This is a genomic window from Psychrobacter sp. 5A.1 (assembly GCF_030407455.1).
GTDB lineage: Bacteria > Pseudomonadota > Gammaproteobacteria > Pseudomonadales > Moraxellaceae > Psychrobacter.
In genome coordinates this window covers 1-21,251 of sequence record NZ_JASDDJ010000046.1, presented here as the reverse complement: position 1 = coordinate 21,251, position 21,251 = coordinate 1, and the positions used below count along the sequence as shown (strand labels likewise).

At 44.3% G+C, this 21,251-nt stretch carries 17 protein-coding genes; 14 read left to right on the top strand and 3 right to left on the bottom strand.

Features of this window, described 5'->3' with window-relative positions; translation table 11 throughout:
- Positions 1-48 precede the first annotated feature (48 nt).
- Positions 49-174 carry a hypothetical protein gene (locus tag QL982_RS10425; protein WP_290162378.1) on the top strand — a complete coding sequence of 42 codons (126 nt, stop codon included), beginning with the start codon at positions 49-51 and terminating at the stop codon, positions 172-174.
- Positions 175-248: 74 nt separating this feature from the next.
- On the opposite strand, the gene QL982_RS10420 is transcribed toward QL982_RS10425, so the two are convergent.
- Positions 249-866, bottom strand: coding sequence for a flavodoxin family protein (locus QL982_RS10420; RefSeq protein WP_290162377.1), 618 nt, complete (start codon positions 864-866; stop codon positions 249-251).
- 570 nt (positions 867-1,436) lie between these two features.
- Between QL982_RS10420 and QL982_RS10415 the strand changes: the two genes are divergently transcribed.
- Positions 1,437-2,693, top strand: a complete 1,257-nt coding sequence (locus QL982_RS10415; protein ID WP_290164263.1) for a YeeE/YedE family protein — start codon at positions 1,437-1,439, stop codon at positions 2,691-2,693.
- Positions 2,694-2,846: 153 nt separating this feature from the next.
- Here the strand turns inward: QL982_RS10415 and QL982_RS10410 are convergent, their stop codons facing one another.
- Both QL982_RS10410 and QL982_RS10405 read right to left on the bottom strand, forming a co-directional pair.
- On the bottom strand, positions 2,847-3,725 hold the full coding sequence (locus tag QL982_RS10410) for a polyphenol oxidase family protein (RefSeq protein ID WP_290164262.1): 879 nt from the start codon (positions 3,723-3,725) through the stop codon (positions 2,847-2,849).
- 124 nt (positions 3,726-3,849) lie between these two features.
- On the bottom strand, positions 3,850-5,058 hold the full coding sequence (locus QL982_RS10405; RefSeq protein WP_290164264.1) for an RluA family pseudouridine synthase: 1,209 nt from the start codon (positions 5,056-5,058) through the stop codon (positions 3,850-3,852).
- Between the two features lie 793 nt (positions 5,059-5,851).
- Here QL982_RS10405 and QL982_RS10400 point away from each other — a divergent pair.
- The 12 genes from QL982_RS10400 to QL982_RS10345 form a co-directional block, all read left to right on the top strand.
- Positions 5,852-6,853, top strand: a complete 1,002-nt coding sequence (locus QL982_RS10400; protein WP_290190304.1) for an outer membrane protein assembly factor BamD — start codon at positions 5,852-5,854, stop codon at positions 6,851-6,853.
- Between the two features lie 372 nt (positions 6,854-7,225).
- Positions 7,226-9,388 (top strand): CHC2 zinc finger domain-containing protein, encoded by a 2,163-nt coding sequence (locus QL982_RS10395; protein WP_290164260.1) that lies wholly within the window; start codon positions 7,226-7,228, stop codon positions 9,386-9,388.
- A 450-nt stretch (positions 9,389-9,838) separates the two neighbouring features.
- A complete protein-coding gene (rpoD, locus tag QL982_RS10390) occupies positions 9,839-11,779 on the top strand; it encodes an RNA polymerase sigma factor RpoD (protein WP_290164259.1) in 1,941 nt (646 codons plus the stop codon).
- A gap of 328 nt (positions 11,780-12,107) precedes the next feature.
- Positions 12,108-12,551 (top strand): MarR family winged helix-turn-helix transcriptional regulator, encoded by a 444-nt coding sequence (locus QL982_RS10385; protein WP_290164258.1) that lies wholly within the window; start codon positions 12,108-12,110, stop codon positions 12,549-12,551.
- 16 nt (positions 12,552-12,567) lie between these two features.
- The gene (locus QL982_RS10380; protein WP_290164257.1) at positions 12,568-13,362 is read left to right on the top strand and encodes a siderophore-interacting protein; all 795 of its coding nucleotides are present in this window, start codon (positions 12,568-12,570) and stop codon (positions 13,360-13,362) included.
- 33 nt (positions 13,363-13,395) lie between these two features.
- Complete coding sequence (locus QL982_RS10375) at positions 13,396-13,791, top strand: DUF2798 domain-containing protein (protein WP_290164256.1); 396 nt, start codon at positions 13,396-13,398, stop codon at positions 13,789-13,791.
- A gap of 492 nt (positions 13,792-14,283) precedes the next feature.
- On the top strand, positions 14,284-15,210 hold the full coding sequence (locus tag QL982_RS10370; protein WP_290164255.1) for a bestrophin family ion channel: 927 nt from the start codon (positions 14,284-14,286) through the stop codon (positions 15,208-15,210).
- 129 nt (positions 15,211-15,339) lie between these two features.
- Positions 15,340-15,987, top strand: coding sequence for a thiaminase II (gene tenA, locus QL982_RS10365; RefSeq protein WP_290164254.1), 648 nt, complete (start codon positions 15,340-15,342; stop codon positions 15,985-15,987).
- A gap of 443 nt (positions 15,988-16,430) precedes the next feature.
- A complete protein-coding gene (locus QL982_RS10360) occupies positions 16,431-17,129 on the top strand; it encodes a class I SAM-dependent methyltransferase (protein WP_290164253.1) in 699 nt (232 codons plus the stop codon).
- Positions 17,130-17,374: 245 nt separating this feature from the next.
- A complete protein-coding gene (locus QL982_RS10355) occupies positions 17,375-17,695 on the top strand; it encodes a DUF493 domain-containing protein (protein WP_356645544.1) in 321 nt (106 codons plus the stop codon).
- Between the two features lie 516 nt (positions 17,696-18,211).
- Entirely contained in the window at positions 18,212-20,488 is a 2,277-nt protein-coding gene (gene nrdA / locus QL982_RS10350) for a class 1a ribonucleoside-diphosphate reductase subunit alpha (protein WP_290164251.1), read from the top strand.
- Positions 20,489-20,585: 97 nt separating this feature from the next.
- Positions 20,586-21,251: nucleotidyltransferase (locus tag QL982_RS10345; protein WP_290190303.1), on the top strand; the 666-nt coding region annotated here is incomplete at its 3' end.

Genomic DNA, 21,251 nt, shown 5'->3' with positions numbered 1-21,251 from the left:
TCAGGTTGAGGACACGCCCTAGATTAAAATCGTCTTTGAGATATTACTATGAAGTTGTTCGCCTTTACCTATCTGCTAGTAGCGACGCTGCTACTAACAGGTTGTCAGTCATTTCAATTCGTCGAAAACCCTATCCCCGTAAATCCTACCCCTATCAAGCTTGCCGCTCAATAAAAAGTCGCACAAAAAAAGCAGATATCGATTGAATATCTGCTTTTTTATTTGATGAATCGGTTAGGGTCTGGTTTTTAGCACTTAGTATTGGCAGGTTGATGCTTAATAATAGTTTTGGCCAAATGGTCACCGAACCAAATAGCAGTGTCTATATCTCCTGATCCTGGTGTCTTTTCAGGTGGTCCATCGAGTGACTGGGTCATTAAACCCAAAAAGCTAGAGAGGCGGTTCAAGTCGTGAGCCTCATGACCTGTCGGCATCAATGGCAGACCAATCCAATTCATGCCATGCTGCATCGCATATAGCGAAATTTGCTGTAACACGGCAAGCTTGTCACCACTCAACCCACCCGAATTGGCGAAAGCTGCGGCCCACTTGCCTTCCCATTTACGATGGTACCAACGCTTGGATGTCTCATCCATAAACGTTTTAAACTCAGCTGTCACACTACCCATATAGACCGCACTACCGAAAACCAGCAAATCTGCCTGATCTAAATAGTCCCAATCAACCTCATACACATCGACAGCCTTGGCTTGCGCGGCTGGCAATTGCTGATGCGCACCTTGTACTATCGCCTCAGCGACACGCTTGGTATGACCATAATTACTATGGAAAATAACGGCGATTGAGACGTTAGGCGTGGTATCAGTAGATGCGGATATTTCAGACGATTTAGCAGGTGTATTCATACGTACTCTAATAATAAATAATTGGTTGGTTGGATAGTAAAATTTATAAAATGTTTGATAATTGGCCATAAACGATCGCTAGGACGCTTGACTAACTATCTAATGGCCAGCAGCCTCAATAATGAAGGAGCCATCATATAGCCTCTACATGTTGGCCTCTACCTGTAAGCGTATACATACCAGTATATATGCGATGGATTTCATTGAATTCAAGCCTATTGTATCAGACGTATTTTTATTTTTGAGTTATTTGTTATAAGTCTAAAGAGGGCGCGTCATCATTTAGATTGTGATGATTTAGCCTGAGGAAAATTGATAACACGTGCTAGGCGTAATATAAAAGACTGCTTCCTTATTCCATATAATTATATGTTAATTCTAATTTTGCTGATGTTCCCGTGTTTACATTAAGGACAATAGGATTAAGATGTAACGCTTCTTACTGCTTAACCAAATCAATCGAATCAACAGAAATACCGTTGCTAGCTCAGCAACCCTGCATAAATATACCCATATAAATTCTTATAAAAATGATATCTGATAACATCATCGGATAAGGAAGCTATTACCTTGACTACGACTCTCGTTCAACCTATAAACGATACAAAAGACCCTATCATCAGAGAGGATCTCACCTTAAATGCCCCGCAGAAACCTTTGATTATGGGAGGTGGTATCGCAGGGTTGCTTGTACTTGCTTATCTCCTAGCCACTCAACATATCTCTCAATCACTCTTGCTTGGCATTGGTTTATTATTAGGCTATACCCTTTTTCATGCTCGCTTTGGTTTTACGTCTGCTTTTAGACGTATGATGTCAGTGGGTAACGGTCAGGCGATGCGCTCTCATATGCTAATGCTGGCAGTTGCTGTCACGCTGTTTGCGCCAATCCTTGCTTATGGCACGACGCTATTTGGCGGTCCTGTCGCAGGTTATGTCGCGCCATTAGGGGTCAGTCTAGTCGTAGGCGCATTTGTATTTGGTATCGGCATGCAACTGGGCGGCGGCTGTGCCTCTGGTACGCTCTATGCGGTAGGCGGTGGACGCTCTGTTATGTTCATCACCTTTATTTTCTTCATAGTGGGCGCCACGATTGGGGCTTATCACTTACCATTCTGGACAGAAGAGATGCCGAGCTTTGAGCCTTTCTCTTTGGCAACCTCTACAGGTCTTGGTTATACAGGGGCATGGCTGGTATCGCTTGCTATATTCGGCATTATCGCATGGGTGACATTGGTCGTTGAAAAAAATAAAAACGCACCTAAGATGGCGCCCGTCCCGTCTGAATCTGGTTGGAAACGAATCTTTCGTGGCTCCTGGCCGTTGTTTGCAGCAGCCATTGTTTTGGCTTTATTGAATGCATTGACGTTACTGACGCGTGGGCAGCCGTGGGGCATTACGTCGGCATTTACATTATGGGGCTCTAAAATTGCAAGCGGTTTTGGCATGGATGTGGCCAGCTGGGGCTATTGGCAAGGTGCAAACGCAGCAGCGCTAAATACGTCTATATTTGCTGATTCGACCACTGTGTTGAATATCGGCATCATCATTGGTGCATTTATCGCCTCTGCGGCTGGTGGCTTATTCAAGTTTACGACCATTACTGCGGGTAACTTTGCAGCGTCTGTCATCGGCGGATTGATGATGGGATATGGCGCACGTCTCGCGTTTGGTTGCAATATCGGCGCTTATTTTGGTGGTATCGCCTCTTTTAGCTTACATGGTTATATCTGGGGCATACTGGCAATGGCAGGTACGTTCTTGGCACTATATTTACGTCCTTTATTTGGCTTGTCAGTACCAAAATCTAGCGACTCGGTGTGTTGATATATAGTCAGCTATTTGACGCCGTTTGGCAAGATTTAGCCATTTTTAACCCATTTAGATAACTATCGATTGAATTGAGGACACGCCCTAGTGCTCAAATAAAAAAACAGCAGATTAATCTGCTGTTCTTTATTGTTCATCATTAGCAAGTTCCTAACGACGGACGATAACCAACGCCATTCGACCCGTTGCAGGCTGCTGCAGATGAGTTTGGCGGCGATACGAGTAATAGTAGGTATCTGCGTAGCTACAACCAACTGGTACATCACTCACAACTGTAATACCAGCATTTTCTAACTGCATGGCAGCAAGCCTTGGTAAATTCAGCTTTATTTTGTCATGCTGAGACGGTATAGAAAACAGCGACACAAAATCATCGATATGTTTCTCTGCCAACGTCTGGTTGGCTATACATCCAGCCAACAGTTTATCGCGAACGCCTGTATCCACTTCATAATTCGCCTGACTGATACACACCCCTATCCAAGCCTGTATCGCTCCTGACTCAGTGAATCGCTTAGTAGTCTCTTGTATCACACCGCAGGCCAATCCTTGCCAGCCCGCGTGAATCGCTGCTATTTTTCCGCTCGATGGCTGATATAAAACGATCGGCACACAGTCCGCCGTCATGATAGCTAATCCACAGCCGGTTTGTTGACTGACCATCGCATCAGCAGACACTGGTGCCATGCTCAGCGGTATGGCATCGATATCATGAACATGATTACCATGAACCTGACTGACCCAATGCAAGCGATTAATAGCGGCAGACTGTTCAGTTTGTGCAGACTCATCTGCCAGCTGCTCATTGATAGCAGCCAATAGACTCATGCGGTTATCTAATGCTTGCAGTGCATCATCATTGACATGTAGGCCTAGATTCAGCTCACCATAATTTGACTGACCTTGCTGCCCCATGCGTTTATTTTTGGCAGCAGGTTCGTCAATATCGTAGCGCACAAATGCCGCCGTTTGAAAAATAGCCACATCATCAATCTGTGCAAGCATCGTCATCGGTAACTTGTTTATCATAGCCAACCTACCTTATTGTCTATTTACTGACTTAAAAGTAGCGCTGTTGAGACACTGCGATGCACTGGAGCAGTATTGTAGATATTCTCAACAGTCGCTTTTTTAACAGCTTTTATTCGTTATCTCAACCGTCACTTAACACTGTCATCAGTTGCTGCATGTCTTCAGGTAGCGGCGTGGTGACTTCAACGTCTTCACCAGTCATCGGATGGACAAAACCCAAGGTATAAGCATGCAATGCTTGGCGCGGGAAATTATTGATGGCTTGACGCTGTGCTTCTGTCAGTCCTGCGCGCAATTGACGACGACCACCATAGACACGGTCACCCACTATCGGGTAGGTAATATGGCTTAAATGCACACGGATCTGATGCGTACGCCCAGTCTCAAGTCCGACATCTAACAGGCAGTAATTTTCGTTCAGTGGGGTGACATTTAACAGATGCGTCACCGCTTCACGACCAGCGGTCATCACTGTCATTTTGGTGCGTTGATTGCGATGTCGGCCAATCGGTGCATCAATACGGCGATGGCGCAATAAGCTTGCTTGATCCCCTGCCACCACACATTTATAGTGACGATAAACAGATTTGTCTTTTAGCTGCTCCATCAATGCCATCTGAGCAGGTTTGGTTTTGCCGATCAGTAGCAGTCCAGAGGTGTCTTTATCAATACGATGCACCAGACCTGCACGCGGCAAATGATGTTGCTGAGGATAATGATATAGCAATGCATTGACCAACGTGCCCGTCTGATTACCCGCACCAGGGTGCACCACCATACCAACAGGCTTATTGATGACCAGCACTTCATCATCTTCATAGACGACATCGATATCTATGTTTTCTGGTTGGTCTTCGCTATGCTGCTGCAATGTCGCCGACAGGTGTAACACATCGTCTGCTTTGACACGGACTTTTGGTTTTTGCACCTTGCCGTTATAAAGCAGACTGCCGTCAGTAATCCAGTTCTGTAATTGTACGCGCGAAAAGTCTGAAAACGCTTGTGAGGCGACCTTATCAATACGCAGACCCGATTCGTCTTCTGTGACAATGTGCGTCATATCTATAATCACTGGCACGACTTGACCCGCTACTGGGGCTTCATCGTCGTCACCGTCCATGTCGCTGTCATCAATATCGCTATTGTCAAGATCGTCGCCATCATCGATGAGCATCTCTTCATTATCAAGCGCATCATCATGCACTTGCTCACTCATCATTGGTTGATTATCAGGTAGCTCATTATTATTCAAAACATCATTTGGCATTGGTGACTCTTGTGCTGATGAATCAGTATCTAGCGATTGATTCGGTGATAAATTGGTAGTCATGGCATCATTATTCATAGCGGATTGATACATGGCAAAGTCCCTAACATGGTTTTGTCAGGTCACTCCGAAGATACTATTATAAATAGTATTATAAAAAATTGTCGTTTTTTGACCACAACGGATAGATAACAGCCCGTTTGGTACAAAAAAGCGGAGACAATACCGCTCTAGTGTATCATGTCACGCGCCTAAGCCCTATAGAAGCGGCGCGCTATCTGTTAATTTTTGAGCACACTTTTACTCCTTTAGCCTTATCCGTTAACTCTCTAGAACATGACATTGCTGTAATTTACTGTATATTTGCCCTTGCCAGCCACATTCGATATCGCTCGTGATAGCCGCTCATGTTAAACTGCTTATAGATAATAGATGGCGAAAAAATAGACGAAGCTGACGTTATTCTATAAAGTATGGCCATGTTTTGCTGTATGCTATGGCACTGTATTTGAATGCCATATTTAGATACCGCCTTTTTAAATACCGTAATACCGTTGTGTTTTGTTGACAGTGTTTGCCATTTAAACCGTTTGAATGTGATTAAATGCACTTGGTCGATTGCTGGCTGATTATAAAAGCCCTACATATCAGACCAAATGTCCCAGTACAATACGTCATAAAAAACTGCATTCGATAAAAACGTGTTGCTTATGGGGCGATAAATATTGCGCTCAGTGAGTCACAGATTCATGATAGATACTATTGATAGGTACTATCAGCATCATTTTTTATCACTAACCTTTTATATAGCATGATAGCGCTGCTGCTATTATGCGTCTTGTGTCGGAGAAGAAGTATGCAAGCTGTTGGCAATACGTTTATCAAACTGTCCTCAATAACCTTACTGGCGCTTAGCGTCAATCTAGTGGGTTGCCAGACTTTCAAAAACCTGACTGGCGCTAAAGACGTCAATGCGGTAGAAACAGCAGAAAAGTCAGAGCAAAGTTACTATAACGATGCCATTGGTCAGATTGACAAAGGTCGCTATGTCCAAGGCGTTGAAGAGCTGACCAATTTGCGTACTTTTTATCCCACTGGACAATACGCTGAACAAGCATTGCTTGATATGATGTACGCCCAATATCAAAGCGACAAGTATGAAATGGCGGCAGCGAGTGCTGAGCAATTCATCCGTCTCTACCCTTCTAACCCACAAGTCAGCTACGCCTACTATGTGCGCGGCGTTGCCAATATGCAAGGGTCATCAGAGGGTTTAAAACTCTTTAAACTGAACCAAGCAGAGCGTGATACTGCGTATTTGCGTATTGCTTTTGCCAACTTCCAAGAGCTTATCAACAAATATCCAAGCAGCCCTTATGCACCAGATGCCGCTCAGCGTATGACGTTTATCTACAATCAGTTTGCTGAGAACGAGATGAGTGCCGCCAATTGGTATATCGAGCGTGAAGCTTATGTGGCTGCGGTCAACCGTGCCAAATGGGTGTTTCAGTATTATCCACTTAGCGAATCAACGCCAGATGCCATCGCGGTCCTAGCCTATAGCCATGAAAAACTTGGTCTAACGGATTTGGCAAATAAATATAAGACACTGCTAAAAATCAACTATCCAGAAATGTTGACCAGTAATGGCAGCGTGAAACTAGAGACCAAACGTGATAGCACTTGGCTGAACAAAATCACCTTTGGACAGCTTGGCCGCTCAAACACGACTGATACCTCAGTGGCAACAGGCGAGTATAATGGCGCTACCAAAACGCAACTGGTTCGCAATGCCGCCCAGTTGCGACTAGCAAGTGAAAACACCACGCCTGCCAATGCACCGATAGCCAATAGATAGCCGGTGCGTTGTGGTATGAATATCGGTTTGGGTCTGCCTGAATCGTCAGCTAAGCGAGTGGCGAGCCAATCAAGCACTCACTCGACGTACCACACGGCCTAATGACAGCAACATGAATGATGACTGATTAGGTTCGGCCCATTAACCGAGCTAACACTGTCTGTATTCATCGATAATAAGGCCAACATTATGTTGGCCTTATTTTTCTAGCGGTACTCTATAGTCAAAGAACTCTAAAATGGGTACAAGGCAGCCGACTGCAGATTGTACAAGTAGTACATCTAAGGAGAGTAACGCCGTAGCGGTTTAGTAGTTCACCGACTATATTACCTCTGCCTCACTATAATCGACCTATGGTAAACTGTTTTTTGTATGAGCATTCCTAACCATATCCTTGAACAATTAAATAGCCAAGCTGACCTGATCAGTATCATTGGCAAACACACCACGCTCAAACGTGCTGGTAGTGAGTACAAAGGTTGCTGCCCTTTTCATGGCGAAAAATCGCCCTCTTTTTATGTCAATCCCCAAAAAAACATCTACCACTGTTTTGGCTGTAGTGTCGGTGGCAATGCCATCAGTTTTTTGCGCGATTATGAGAGCCTCACTTTCATCGAAGCCGTCAATGAACTCTCAAAGCAGACGGGTATCGAAGTACCACAAGAAGAACGACAAAACGTCAGTTATCAACGCAGCGCGCCCAAACCCATTGCACCACCACCGATGCCTAACCCTGCTATGTCTCAAAGCAATGTAGGTCAAGGCAGTGTAGATCAGAGCAATTTAAATCACAGCAATGTAGATCAGAGCAATCCAAACTATGTGGATCAGCCCAGTTATGAGGATGGTCTGGGTTATGATAATTTTCCGCCGCTAGACGCTTATGATTCAGCGCCTTATTCAATGGACGCTTATCCATCCGACTATCCAGATGATAGTGGCTATCCGCCAGTATGGCTGACAGACACAGATAACGGTTCTGGTATGCACGGCGCTCATAGTATGGCGCAAATCGATGACCAAGATGGCAATCTGTATGAGCTGCTAGAGCAAATCCAGCAGTTTTATCAGCACAATCTCACCACGCATCCTCACGCCAAACATTATTTCTTGTCGCGCGGCATCACTGAAGACATCTTTGAGACCTTTGGCCTCGGCTATGCGCCATTTGGTTGGCAGCATCTTGAGCATCAGTTTCCGCAGGACATTGCAGGACTCAAAGCCTTGGGATTGGTACGCCAGTCAGAGTCTGGCCGTGACTACGATCTATTGCGAGATCGGGTTATTTTCCCGATCCGTGACAACCAAGGGCGCACCATTGGCTTTGGCGGTCGAGCGCTCGATGACGAAGTAAAACCTAAATACATTAACTCCTCAGACTCGCCCGTTTTTCACAAGCAACATGTACTATATGGCTACTATGAATCACGCCAGCAGCGCGCCGACAGCTGGCTGGTGGTCGAAGGTTATATGGATGTGATCGCGCTTTATCAAGCAGGTATCTATGGGGCCATCGCCTCGATGGGTACGGCGATCAATGAAAGCCAGATATCGCGGTTATTGACGCTCAATCCGACGCTCACCTTGAGTTTCGATGGGGATAGTGCGGGACAAAAAGCCGCTTGGCGCACCCTAGAAGTTGCGCTACCAGTACTGGCTGATGACAAAGAGCTACGGTTTTTGACTTTGCCGAACAATCATGACCCTGATACTTTTATCAAAAGTCAGGGCGGTGATGCCATGCGTGCGCAAATCGCCAATGCCATGCCTTTGTCGCAGTATATTTTTGCGTATTTGAGTGAGCGCTACGATCTGACCTTGGTAGAAGGTAAAGCCAAGCTCATGTCCCAAGTACGCTCATTAACCATGGCATTGCCCAAAGGCAGTAGCTTTAAGTATTTGCTTAACAATGATGTTTATCAAAAACTTGGCGGTAAACGCAGTCAAAACGTCGAGGCCAAAGATGCACTGCTAGATTTTGATGGTGATATGACCATCAGCCAGCAATTACAGCTTTGCTTTTTGTTTCAGCCACGTGCGTTAATCGATGATCCTATTGAGTCGATTTGGCAACAGTCAGGGCTTACTAACTTAAAACTACCGGCTCATATCCAGCAAAAAGCCGCTAACGATGCATTGCGTGCAGTTGCGTGGGAAGACTTGCAAGATACGGCGCTATTGGAGGTAGTCACTGCTATCAAGCGCTGTATAAAGCACCTGCCAACAGATGCCAATGCGGCAGCCCACTTTGTATTATCAAATCTGAATCCAACGAACCAAGCCACTTTGAGCAATAGCTGGGGTGGGTTTTATAGAGCATTGACTGCCAGAAATGTGCTAAGTCTTGATGATTTAATAGAAGAATTGGTCAGTTCTCTACTCGAACGTAATATAAAAAAGAAGATGCAAGAGCTGATAAAAAACCCTGACCATATCAAACAAGCGATCGTTCGTATGCAAGCACAGCATCTAAGTAACTGGCTACGCGCACAACATGCCGAACGCTCATCGCAAATGGTCACAGTGCAGTCTTAATTTTTAATTTCAAATAGCGACCCTTTAAAAATATGGCGGCTGCCCCCACTACTAATGATTATGCCCAGTAGCATGAGTCGTACCTAAATCATTTGACTGATGATAAATAATCAGTAAAAAATGGTCGGTGGCCATCACTAGCTCGTGCTTGACGGCGGTGGTCTGTGTTAAACTGTGTCGCTGTATATTGACAGCACTGCTTGGTGAATGATTGTGAGCATGCATCGTTAAGCACAAATTTTAAGTATTATTTTTACGTATCAGCTTTTAGAGACTATTTTGAAGCTTTTCTAATTTTTAGCTGTTTTTCAGCAGTGTTATTGTAGTGTTTTGAGCCTTTATTCATATCAACTCATTTTTGATATTATTGACAACCTCTACGCCATATTTTGATCAATCGATTGATAAGATCAACGCACCCAACGAGCGATAGCGAGTCACAATATAAAAATGTCCGATGCAAGTAAGCGAGTATTTATGAAAGATAAGTCAGTTTCTAAGTCCACATCTCAACTGGCCACCTTAATCCAAATGGGCAAAGAGCAAGGGTATCTTACCTATGCTGAGGTGAATGACCAGCTGCCCGACTCTATTACCGAAAGCGATCAGATCGAAGATATTGTGCAAATGCTGACCGATGTTGGTATCAAAATCTTTGAATCTGCCCCTGATGCCGATGACATCTTGATGAATGATGATTCAAGTGATGATGATATGGCAGCAGATGAGGCAGCGGCCGTATTGGCCTCTGTTGAGACTGAGCCTGGTCGCACCACTGACCCTGTACGTATGTATATGCGTGAAATGGGTACGGTTGATCTACTGACCCGTGAAGGTGAGATCTCCATTGCCAAACGTATCGAAGAAGGTATTCGTGACGTACAGCACGCCATGTCTTATTGGCCTGGGACGGTACAGTTCGTCCTTGACGAATACCAAAAAGTACAAGATGGCGAAAAGAAGCTGTCTGACGTCATCACTGGTTTCTTAGATCCTGAAACCGAAGCAGACAAAATCGCAGCCCAAGAAGCAAAAGAGGCGGCGAAAGAAGAACGTGAACGCATCAAAGAAGAAAAAGAAAACCCACCTGTCATCAAGCCAAAAGCCAAAGCAGCAGCGCTTGACGATGATGATGATGACGACGATGTCGAAGAAGAAGCTGAAGAAGAAACCAGCGGTCTCGATCCAGAAGAAGTGCGTCTGCGTCTAGAAGAAATCGAACATTTATTTATCAAAGCCAAGCAAGCCTTGATCGATTATGGCCGTGGTAGCGTCCAAGCGGATACGGCTTATGCCCTACTTGCCGAACGCTTTATGATGTTGAAGCTAAACAACCGCTTGTCAGATCAAGTCATGGCCATCATGCATGATGTCTATGATGATGTGCGTAAGCAAGAGCGTCAAATCATGCGTCTGGTGATCCGCCGTGGTCGTATGCCACGTGAAGAGTTCCGTAAGACCTTCCCGAGCAATGAAACCAATGTCGATTGGTTGATTGAGCGTATCAAAGGCAAACCTGCCTTTGCAGGAACGCTAGAAAAAGTCACTGATGACGTTATTTTATTACAACGTCGCATTCGTGACTACGAGCAAAAGCTCGAGATGAAAATCCACGACATGAAAGATGTGGCGCGCCGTATGGCTGTTGGCGAAGCAAAAGCTCGCCGTGCCAAGAAAGAAATGGTCGAAGCCAACCTACGTCTGGTTATCTCTATCGCGAAAAAATATACCAACCGTGGCCTACAGTTCTTGGATCTGATCCAAGAAGGTAACATTGGTTTGATGAAAGCCGTAGATAAATTTGAATATCGCCGTGGTTATAAGTTCTCGACCTATGCGACATGGTGGATTCGTCAGGCGATTACTCGCTCTATCGCTGACCAAGCACGCACCATTCGTATTCCTGTGCATATGATTGAGACGATCAACAAGATAAACCGTGTCTCACGTCAATTGCTACAAGAAATGGGTCGCGAGCCAACGCCTGAAGAATTAGGCGAACGCTTAGAGATGGACGAAGTCAAAGTCCGTAAAGTGCTGAAGATTGCCAAAGAACCTATCTCTATGGAAACCCCTATCGGTGATGATGAAGATTCACACCTAGGTGATTTCATCGAAGACGGTACGATCTCAAGCCCTGTCGATGATGCGACGGCTGCTGGCCTACAAGAAGCGACACGTGATGTATTGGGTAACCTGACTGAGCGTGAAGCACGTGTCCTAAAAATGCGTTTCGGTATCGATATGCCAACGGATCATACTCTTGAAGAAGTCGGTAAGCAGTTCGATGTAACGCGTGAGCGTATTCGTCAGATTGAGGCAAAAGCATTACGTAAATTGCGTCATCCATCACGTTCTGAGCACCTGCGCTCTTTCCTTGAAAATGACTAAATTTTTAAGAAACTACTGAGCCTAGCTCATATTTTTTTAAATATCTAGAAAAATAAAAAAGCCGAGTATATCTCGGCTTTTTTGTGCCTGTTTGTTAATTACTATAGATTTTCTTAATCACAAATTTCGTTATTTATAGAGCTCCTTAATCACAAGGCCCTCTATTCCTCTTTTCTGTCCTCCCTATCGTGCATGCCTACCATGCCGCTGTCTTATCTAACAATATCTAATCATGGGCAGAATGCTACTTTCAAAAACCACTTTATAGTTGACACTATCAACCTTATTCTATATAGTTGCTTCTATCAACTACATTAAAGGTTCTCTTATGTCGGATAATTCATTGAGCGAAACGCTTCATCAATTAATGCATACCTACACCAACCTATTATTAGAAGGTATTCGGCAGCAAGGTGTGGATTTGTCCGTGACAAACATCCGAACACTAAAAGGGATCTGTTACAACCCAAAGAGCACTGCTCTATCCATCTCTAAGCACATGCAACGAGACAAAGCGCAAATCACTCGTGCTTTAAATGACCTATTAGCGGCTGAGCTAATCCTTAAGACAGACAACCCATTGGATGGTCGTAGCCAATTACTACAGCTGACGCCCAAAGGCGAGGCAATCATGACAAAGCTCGATGCGGCAGAGGAATGGGCCAAAGGGCAACTGACTCAAGATTTGAGCCCTGTCGATATTGCCCTGTTCTTTCGCGTCAGTCGCACCATGATAGACAACGTTAGCATCAACAAGACTACCGACAAATAAGTAAGGAAAAATCCGTATGAAAAATACAATAAATCAAAAACCCGTACGAGAAATCATGACCGTTGCCCATAAGCAAATGATTACCCCGCACTATATTCGTATATATCTGACAGGTCAGACAGAGACGATCGCCAATATTGCCACCATGACAGTCGGTGCCAACAATAAAGTACTCATCCCTAGAGACAAGACGCAACCTCTCGACCTAGAGGACAAATCTACTTTCGTTATCCGTACTTATACGCATCGCGGTGCTGATGTCGAAAAACAACAGATATGGATTAATTTTGTCGCTCACGGTGATGAAGCACCTGCCTCAGGTTGGGCAACTCATGCTCAAGTTGGCGACGAGATTGGTATCTTAATGAAGCCAAAAAATAAAGCGCTTTGCCCCGATGCAGATAATTTTCTACTGATTGGCGATGCCACTGCCATACCCGTACTTGGCTCGATATTAGAAAGCTTGCCTCCCAGTGCGACTGGTCACTGCATCATCGAAGTTCATGGTGCAGAAGACGAGCAAGAGCTGCCCACTCCAGCCAACATCACCATGACATGGCTACATAACCCACATCCTATGCAAGGCAGTCAGCTAGTCGATACGGTTAAATCTCTCACCTTACCAAATACTGAACAAAGCCGTTTCGCTTATATCGCTAGCGAGTTTTCATCTGTCAAAGCCCTGCGTCATTATCTAAAGGTCGAACAGCAGTGGTCTAAGGATGAGCTATATGCTTTTTCTTATTGGAAAGCAGGCGTAGCTGAAGACCAATCTGTGAGCGATCGACAAGCAGAGAAAAACACAGATTAACCAACCACGCTTCGTTACGATAGGAAAATAACTATGGCTCCAAATCCTATGGCTCCAAATTCTATGCCAGCAAATACCGAGACTTTGCTCATTGGTGGCACTAAAAAAACACCGTTGCTCTATAAAGTGTTATTAATACTGACCATGATGACGGTCATAGGTGGTCTATTAACAGGTGTGATGACCTATATGAATGTCGGATACTCCGATACATTTTTTCACGATTGGTCTAGAGCGCTATTGGCAGCGTATGCGATAATGCCAATTGGCTTATTACTGATGGGTCTGGTCACGAAATTTATTAATCACAGGCTACCTAATACCCAAGCATACAAGCGCAATCTCATCACAGGCATATTAATGGCTTGTATCATGGAGTCTATGTTGGCCTTTAGTACTGCCTCAAAGACGATTGGTTTCGCTAATTAAACAGCATTTTTGAACGGTTGGTTAGAAGGGTTTTTGGTCGCCTTACCAGTAGGATTGACACTAATGGTCATTATGTCCATGACCATCAAGCCCAAAATTGAGGCCTTTTTAAAAAGTTAAATATCTGAATGTTTAACAGACCCTAAAGAATCTAGCCACAATAAAAAACCAACTAGGGCGTGTTGACTATTCAACACGCCCTAGTCATGTTAGCAAACTTGTGTTTGATAGCATTTCTTGTGTTTGATAGTATTTAGCGATGTGTATCACTTTTTCAAATGACATCCAATATGTAATCAACCGTAAAAATCCTTAAATTTTTATAACGCTATTGTATAATGCCCAGCTTCAATACTTAACAGCATATAGTCAAGTCCATATGAATCCGCTACATCGTCATCCTCGCTAAGCATACTAATGTATAACTTGCACTCGGTTTCCTTGTATCGAAATTATATTGAACCGACTATAGCTCGTCGCTAGGAAACTGACATGATTGTCCGGCAAACCCCACATGCCTTTAAGATATTTTTTACTTTTCGTGGATCCATCATTCCGAAAATCTATCCGCAAGTCTTGCTTGTCACCTTCCTCAGCACGCTCATCACGATTGTTCAACATTGGCTTCCCGACTCTTTTCCTTATTATGGTATGGCGCCTTTTGCCTTGCTAGGGGTCGCTCTATCGTTGTTTCTTGGGTTTCGGAACAATGCCAGCTATCAACGTTGGTGGGAAGCTCGAGGACTGTGGGGGCAATTGGTTTATGATTCTCGCAGCTTAACGCGTCAAGTGCTGTCCTTTATAGAGGATGACGCTGAGACAGGGCGTGATACTCAGCGAGTGATGATTTACCTCAACATTGCTTTTGCGCATGCCGTCCGCCACAGGCTACGTGGTACGTCACCGTGGGAGGATATCGAGCCTTTTGTCGCACCCATACATCATGACAGTATGCACCAAGCGAAAAACGTACCTGACTATATAATGCGCCTCATGGGTAAGCAGCTTGGCGATATTCGGCGGCAGCAGCTGGTATCGGAGCAGATCATACAAAACATGGACGAGCGCCTGACCTCTATAACGATTGTATTGGCGGCCTGCGAGCGGATTCATAATACACCCCTTCCTTTTGCTTATATGCTGCTGGTACATCGCACGACTTATCTGTATTGCATCATGTTGCCTTTTGGCTTGGTGGCTTCGCTTGGTTGGGCAACGCCGTTGATGTGTGCAGTGATTGCCTATACCTTTTTTGGGCTGGACGCGCTGAGTGAAGAGCTAGAGGAGCCTTTTGGCTTTGCAGCCAATCAATTGCCCCTTACCGCACTGTCACGCACGATCGAAATCAATCTGCGAGAAGCACTGGGAGATACAGATATTCCATCTGACATTGCTCCTATCAATGGCTACTTACCGTAAGCTGCATCAGCAAGTAAAAGCTTAGCTGTTCAAATGTATGATGCCACTATACTTGCCGCATCCCTTGCTAATGAGGCATGAGTTCGTCTACCATCTGCTTACTCGCCTTGATAAAAGTAAGTGAACACTATGAATTACCAAACGCTACGTCACCATTGCCCAATTTGGGATGACTATATTCAGCACGATTTTGTCAAGCAACTAGCGGCAGGTACGCTTGCCCCTGACAGCTTTCGCCACTACCTCGTCCAAGACTATTTGTATTTGATTCACTATACCCGCGTGATGGCGCTGAGCGTGTACAAGAGTGACACGCTGGCACAAATGCGCGTAGGTCAAGCGGGTATCAATGCCATGCTCGATATGGAAATTGGCATGTATTTGGGCTTCTGTCACCAATGGGGCATAGCGCTTGAAACTGTCGAGAATGCACCTGAATCTACTATAACCATCGCCTATAGCCGCTATATATTAGACGCGGCGATGTCAGGCTCACTGGCTGAGCTGTATGCCGCAATAGCCCCTTGCTTGATGGGTTATGGTGAAATTGGCAAACGCATCAAAGCCGAGGGGATGATCACTGATAATCCTTACCAGCCGTGGATAGATGTGTTTGCTAGTGATGCGTTTCAAGCGATTACTGCGCAGAACGAAGCACAGATCAATGAACTACTCGCACAAGCCAGCCCCGCTCAAGCAGACAAGTTTCAACAGCTATTTAACACCGCCGCACGAATGGAAGTGAATTTTTGGCAGCAAGCATTAGAGCTGTCATAGCTCGTATTTTTTATAGAAAATTTAATGTCACGTACTATTCAACATAGGGTCTGTTGAACATTCAAATATTAGGGCTGCTGATTGCTAAAATTACACCAAACTAGGCGCAAACCGACGATAATGTCGAGACCTTAGCTAGGTTTGCAACAACGTTTGGGGGGATTTTAGCATCAGCCCTTTGGGGCAGCACTCTTTTTTGCCAATATATGGCGAAATTGTTTACCCTAGAATGACTAGGCATCAAAAATTTCACTGCACATTGTCTAAAAAATAGTGACTGCCAGCACCACATTTGAATGTTCAACAGACCCTAGTTAATTCAATTTAAAAGAGTGTCAAGGCAACCGAGTGCAGCTGTATGAGTAATACTTTAAGCGAGGTTAACACTGTCACTCTTTTATAGTGGATTAACGATACAACAAAAATACTCAAGGAGAGATATCATGGCCGCATTTGATGAACACGCAAGCGCGTACGACAGCTGGTTTTTTGACAATCAAAACTTACTGACCAGTGAACTAAAACTGGTCGCTCATTTCTTGGATAAGGACAGTGAGATATTGTCTATCGGTTGTGGTAGCGGGTTATTTGAATCACTACTGGCAAAAGATTATGATATCCATATCAAATATGGTATCGAGCCTTCTAAAGACATGGCCGCCGTTGCCGAAAAACGCGGCCTGCAAGTAGATATCAGCCCTGCCGAGACCTGCGAGATTGCGCCTGATAAGTTTGACATTATTATGTTTAACGGCAGTGTCAGCTATATCAGTGATTTGGATGCCTGTATCAAAAAGGCCTTTAACGCATTAAAGTCTGGTGGCAAACTGATTCTTATCGATGTGCCAAAAGAGAGCGGCTTTGCCAGTTTATACAATTTGGCCAGCTCATTAGGCACTTGGGAGCATCCGCTACTTGCGCACATCTCCCCTGCTGACCCTTATCCTATTGAACTGGTCAAGTCAGCCAATTGGCGCACCTCAGATGAAAAAATTGCGCTGATGCAAGCCAATGGTTTCATCGATTTTGAGTATGCACAGACCTTATTGACCCATCCGATGTATGCCAATGATAAGGTACAAGAGGTCATCGAAGGCTATGACCGTGGGGATTATGTGGCGGTTTGTGGTTATAAAAAATAAGCGATTGCTGGCAGTATCCTGTCAGCACCGTAGTCGAAGGTGCAACATACCCTAATGTGCTGTCGTCACTATCAAAGCACTTGAATAATAAGGTCAGCACCACTATAAATGGGCAATAAAGCTCTTAACTTAATAGCTCACATTTTAATAAAAGCGAGGCACACATCATGAGTGATGATTCAAAAGACACTGATAATCAAAATACGAACAATCAAAGCACCAACCAAAATGGCAAAGACGTCACGATGACGGACATGACACCCAATGAAGGCGTCCTAAAAGGCAAAAGAACCGACATCCAAAATCCAGATCTTTGGGATTTTCCAATGAATTACCCATTGAGCATCATTGGTCATGAAGGCGAGCATGAGAGCTTGCTGAATGAAGTGAAGCTAATCCTCGGTAGTCAGTTCCCTGATTTTGACTTGGCGTCTATAGAAGTCAAACCGTCTAAAACGGGTCGCTTCCATTCAGTACGCGTCAATTTATACCTCACAGCCGCCGATCAAGTCAATACGCTTTATGCGTCACTGGACAATGCCAAAACGATTCGCATGGTTGTATAAACAGCTAATGGGGGTTTAGAAAAAAACAACCCCTTTTCCGTCCAAATCGTCACTCATATGGGTGGCGATTTTTTGTGGTTTGGTGTACAATCTGCGCCCGCATTATTGCCGCCATGACCACCACTATCAGTCGACAATAACCGATAAAATAAAAAGCAAACGGCCTTTAGATTTTTACAAAAAATTTATTATTTGAGACATTCGCGTCTAACCCTTATGCCATCGTCCTTTGCCAAAATTCGGACAACGCACAAGCCCTCAGCAACATAGTTTCACTCTAAAATCAATATAGCATTTTCAAAATTTTCCCGCTATATTGTGCCTACTTAATACCAAACACGCTATATGTAGTGCTCAGCGATTTTATTCATCGCTATGAGCCGTGGTAAGCTTTTGCCTAAAAAAAGAGCCGCTAACGCTAGCAGTCAACGTGTATTTTTAAGTAGTACGATAAAAAACGTTGAACGGGTTTTACCGTTTGACGAATAATATAAGCAACCAAAAATAGAGGCAAGCATGACACATATCGACAAAATCAAAGTGACCAAACGTGACGGACGATTAGAACTTATTGATTTAGACAAAATCCATAAGGTAATCGAGTGGGCAGCTCACAATTTGGACAATGTGTCGGTATCACAAGTTGAGCTAAAATCGCACATCCAGTTTTATGAAGGCATCAAAACTCGTGATATCCACGAGACCATTATCAAGTCGGCTGCTGACCTTATCTCTGAGACGACGCCTGATTATCAATATCTAGCGGCGCGTTTGGCTATTTTCCATTTACGTAAGATTGCTTACAACAAATTTACGCCTCCGCATTTGTATGATCATGTCAAAACGCTAACTGATGCTGGCAAATATGATGAGCATATCTTAGCTGACTATAGCCGTGCTGAATTTGATGAGTTAGAAGAATACCTTGATCACTGGCGCGATATGAATCTTGCCTATGCCGCTGTTGAGCAAATGGCAGGCAAGTACCTCGTCCAAGATCGTGTGAGCAAAACCGTTTTCGAGAGCCCGCAGTTCTTGTACATGCTGGTCGGTATGTGCTTGTTCAGCCGTTACGAAAAGTCAGAGCGTATGAACTATGTGAAGCGTTTCTATGATGCGACCTCACAATTCAAAATCTCACTACCAACACCTATCATGTCTGGTGTGCGTACGCCATCGCGTCAGTTTAGCTCGTGCGTATTGATCGAATGTGGTGATAGCCTAGACTCTATCAACGCGACCACCAGCGCCATCGTACGCTATGTGTCACAGCGTGCTGGTATCGGCATCAACGCAGGTCGCATCCGTGCCCTTGGTAGCCCTATCCGTGGCGGCGAAGCACAGCATACCGGTTGTATCCCATTCTACAAATTGTTTCAGACTGCTGTTAAATGCTGCTCACAAGGTGGCGTCCGTGGCGGTGCAGCGACATTGTTCTACCCACTATGGCATTTAGAAGTTGAGTCATTACTGGTACTCAAAAACAACCGCGGCGTCGAAGACAACCGTGTCCGTCATATGGACTACGGCGTACAGTTAAACAAAACGATGTATACACGCCTTATCAAAGGCCAAGACATCTCGCTATTCTCTCCAGGTGACACGCCGGGCTTGTATGATGCGTTCTTTGAAGATCAAGATAGATTCGAAGAGCTATATACCAAGTATGAAAATGATCCTGCTATCCGCAGCCGTCAAATCCCAGCAGCAGACTTGTTCAGCCTAATGATGCAAGAGCGCGCCAGTACGGGTCGTATCTATATCCAAAACGTCGATCATTGCAACACCCATAGCCCATTTGACGCGACGGTTGCACCGATTCGCCAGTCAAACCTATGTATGGAAATCGCTCTACCAACTAAGCCACTTGATAACATCAATGACGAAGAAGGCGAAATCGCGCTTTGTACGCTATCAGCGGTCAACTTGGGTAAAGTCGAAAACGTCAGCGATATCGAAGAGCCAGCCGAGCTAATCGTCCGTGCACTTGATGCCCTACTCGATTATCAAGACTATCCAGTCAAAGCGGCTCAAAACGGCAGTATGCGCCGCCGTACGCTAGGTGTGGGCGTGATCAACTATGCTTATTACCTTGCCAAGAATGGCGTACGCTATTCAGACGACTCAGCATTGGGTCTCACGCATCAGACGTTTGAAGCATTGCAATTCTATCTCTTGAAAGCGTCAAACAAATTGGCAAAAGAGCAAGGCGCTTGCCCTGCGTTCAATGAGACCACCTACTCGCAAGGTATTTTGCCGATTGATACGTACAAAGCCGACTTGGATAAAATCTGCCAAGAGCCGCTACATCTCGATTGGGAAACGCTACGTGGCGAGATCACTGAGCACGGTCTACGCAACTCTACCCTAACCGCCTTGATGCCGTCTGAGACCTCAAGTCAGATCGCCAACGCGACCAACGGTATCGAGCCACCACGTGGTCTGGTCTCTATCAAAGCGTCAAAAGATGGCATCTTAAAGCAAGTCGTGCCTGAGATTGATAAGCTAAAAGATCAGTACGAGCTACTATGGCAAATGCCAAACAATGACGGTTACCTAAAGCTGGTCGCTATCATGCAGAAGTTCGTCGATCAAAGTATCTCTGCCAACACCAACTACGATCCAGTTCGTTATGCTGGTGGCCGTGTACCGATGAAGATATTGCTAAAAGATTTGCTAAACGCTTATAAAATGGGTGTGAAGACGTTGTACTACCATAACACTCGTGATGGTGCGAACGATGCCCAAGCGGATATGGAAGATGATTGTGCTGGCGGTGCATGTAAGATCTAAGTTGATAAATGGCGGGTTTAGCTTTTTAGTTAAATCCCGCTATCCAGTACTGATTTATTCAGATGGATTTGTAAACACTATTTAAAGGACTAAGATAATGGCTGACTATAAAAGTAACCATCTACAAGAAGTACTTGAAACACATAAGATGAAGCACATAAAAGATGCTTTTGATAAATACAGAGATAGACGTAATGAAATTAAAGATTTCTTAAATGCCGAATACGGTAGCAAAATTTATAGTCCTTTTGATTCAGGGTCTTATAGTAAACATACTGCTGTTAATACAAAGTTTGACTTAGATGCAGTTGTACCTTTTAAATATAAAAGCTTCGATACATTAGAAGATATGTTCAGTGATATTTATGACAAGTTAAATGATAAATTTAATGATAGAACTACGGTTCGAAAGCAAGGTGTTTCTATTGGACTAGCCTTTGAAGAAGATGGTATTGATATAGATATTGTACCTGCTCGAGAAACGCGAGTAGATGGCTATACCGAAACAAGAAACCTAAACCTTCATATCAACTCCTTAGACCCATCGGAGACTGGATATTTAAAAACTAATATCCAAAGTCAGATTAACCATATAAAGGGTAAGGATAATGAACGAAAAATTATTAGATTGCTAAAAATCTGGAAATTTCAAAAATCTAAAAAATATAAGTCATTTTTCTTTGAACTTTTAGTTATCAAAGCTTATGACAGTACCTTACCTACAGGTAATTTATGGGAACAATTTAAGACTGTTATCCAATAT

What these genes read in the sequence shown, in the direction of transcription:
- QL982_RS10360 (WP_290164253.1), top strand. Translation starts at nt 16,431, where the DNA reads ATGGCCGCATTTGATGAACACGCAAGCGCGTACGACAGCTGGTTTTTT.
- QL982_RS10370 (WP_290164255.1), top strand. Translation starts at nt 14,284, where the DNA reads ATGATTGTCCGGCAAACCCCACATGCCTTTAAGATATTTTTTACTTTT.
- QL982_RS10425 (WP_290162378.1), top strand. Translation starts at nt 49, where the DNA reads ATGAAGTTGTTCGCCTTTACCTATCTGCTAGTAGCGACGCTGCTACTA.
- QL982_RS10375 (WP_290164256.1), top strand. Translation starts at nt 13,396, where the DNA reads ATGGCTCCAAATCCTATGGCTCCAAATTCTATGCCAGCAAATACCGAG.
- QL982_RS10410 (WP_290164262.1), bottom strand. Translation starts at nt 3,725, where the DNA reads ATGATAAACAAGTTACCGATGACGATGCTTGCACAGATTGATGATGTG.
- QL982_RS10385 (WP_290164258.1), top strand. Translation starts at nt 12,108, where the DNA reads ATGTCGGATAATTCATTGAGCGAAACGCTTCATCAATTAATGCATACC.
- QL982_RS10380 (WP_290164257.1), top strand. Translation starts at nt 12,568, where the DNA reads ATGAAAAATACAATAAATCAAAAACCCGTACGAGAAATCATGACCGTT.
- nrdA (WP_290164251.1), top strand. Translation starts at nt 18,212, where the DNA reads ATGACACATATCGACAAAATCAAAGTGACCAAACGTGACGGACGATTA.
- QL982_RS10395 (WP_290164260.1), top strand. Translation starts at nt 7,226, where the DNA reads ATGAGCATTCCTAACCATATCCTTGAACAATTAAATAGCCAAGCTGAC.
- QL982_RS10400 (WP_290190304.1), top strand. Translation starts at nt 5,852, where the DNA reads ATGCAAGCTGTTGGCAATACGTTTATCAAACTGTCCTCAATAACCTTA.
- tenA (WP_290164254.1), top strand. Translation starts at nt 15,340, where the DNA reads ATGAATTACCAAACGCTACGTCACCATTGCCCAATTTGGGATGACTAT.
- rpoD (WP_290164259.1), top strand. Translation starts at nt 9,839, where the DNA reads ATGTCCGATGCAAGTAAGCGAGTATTTATGAAAGATAAGTCAGTTTCT.
- QL982_RS10355 (WP_356645544.1), top strand. Translation starts at nt 17,375, where the DNA reads ATGACGGACATGACACCCAATGAAGGCGTCCTAAAAGGCAAAAGAACC.
- QL982_RS10420 (WP_290162377.1), bottom strand. Translation starts at nt 866, where the DNA reads ATGAATACACCTGCTAAATCGTCTGAAATATCCGCATCTACTGATACC.
- QL982_RS10405 (WP_290164264.1), bottom strand. Translation starts at nt 5,058, where the DNA reads ATGACTACCAATTTATCACCGAATCAATCGCTAGATACTGATTCATCA.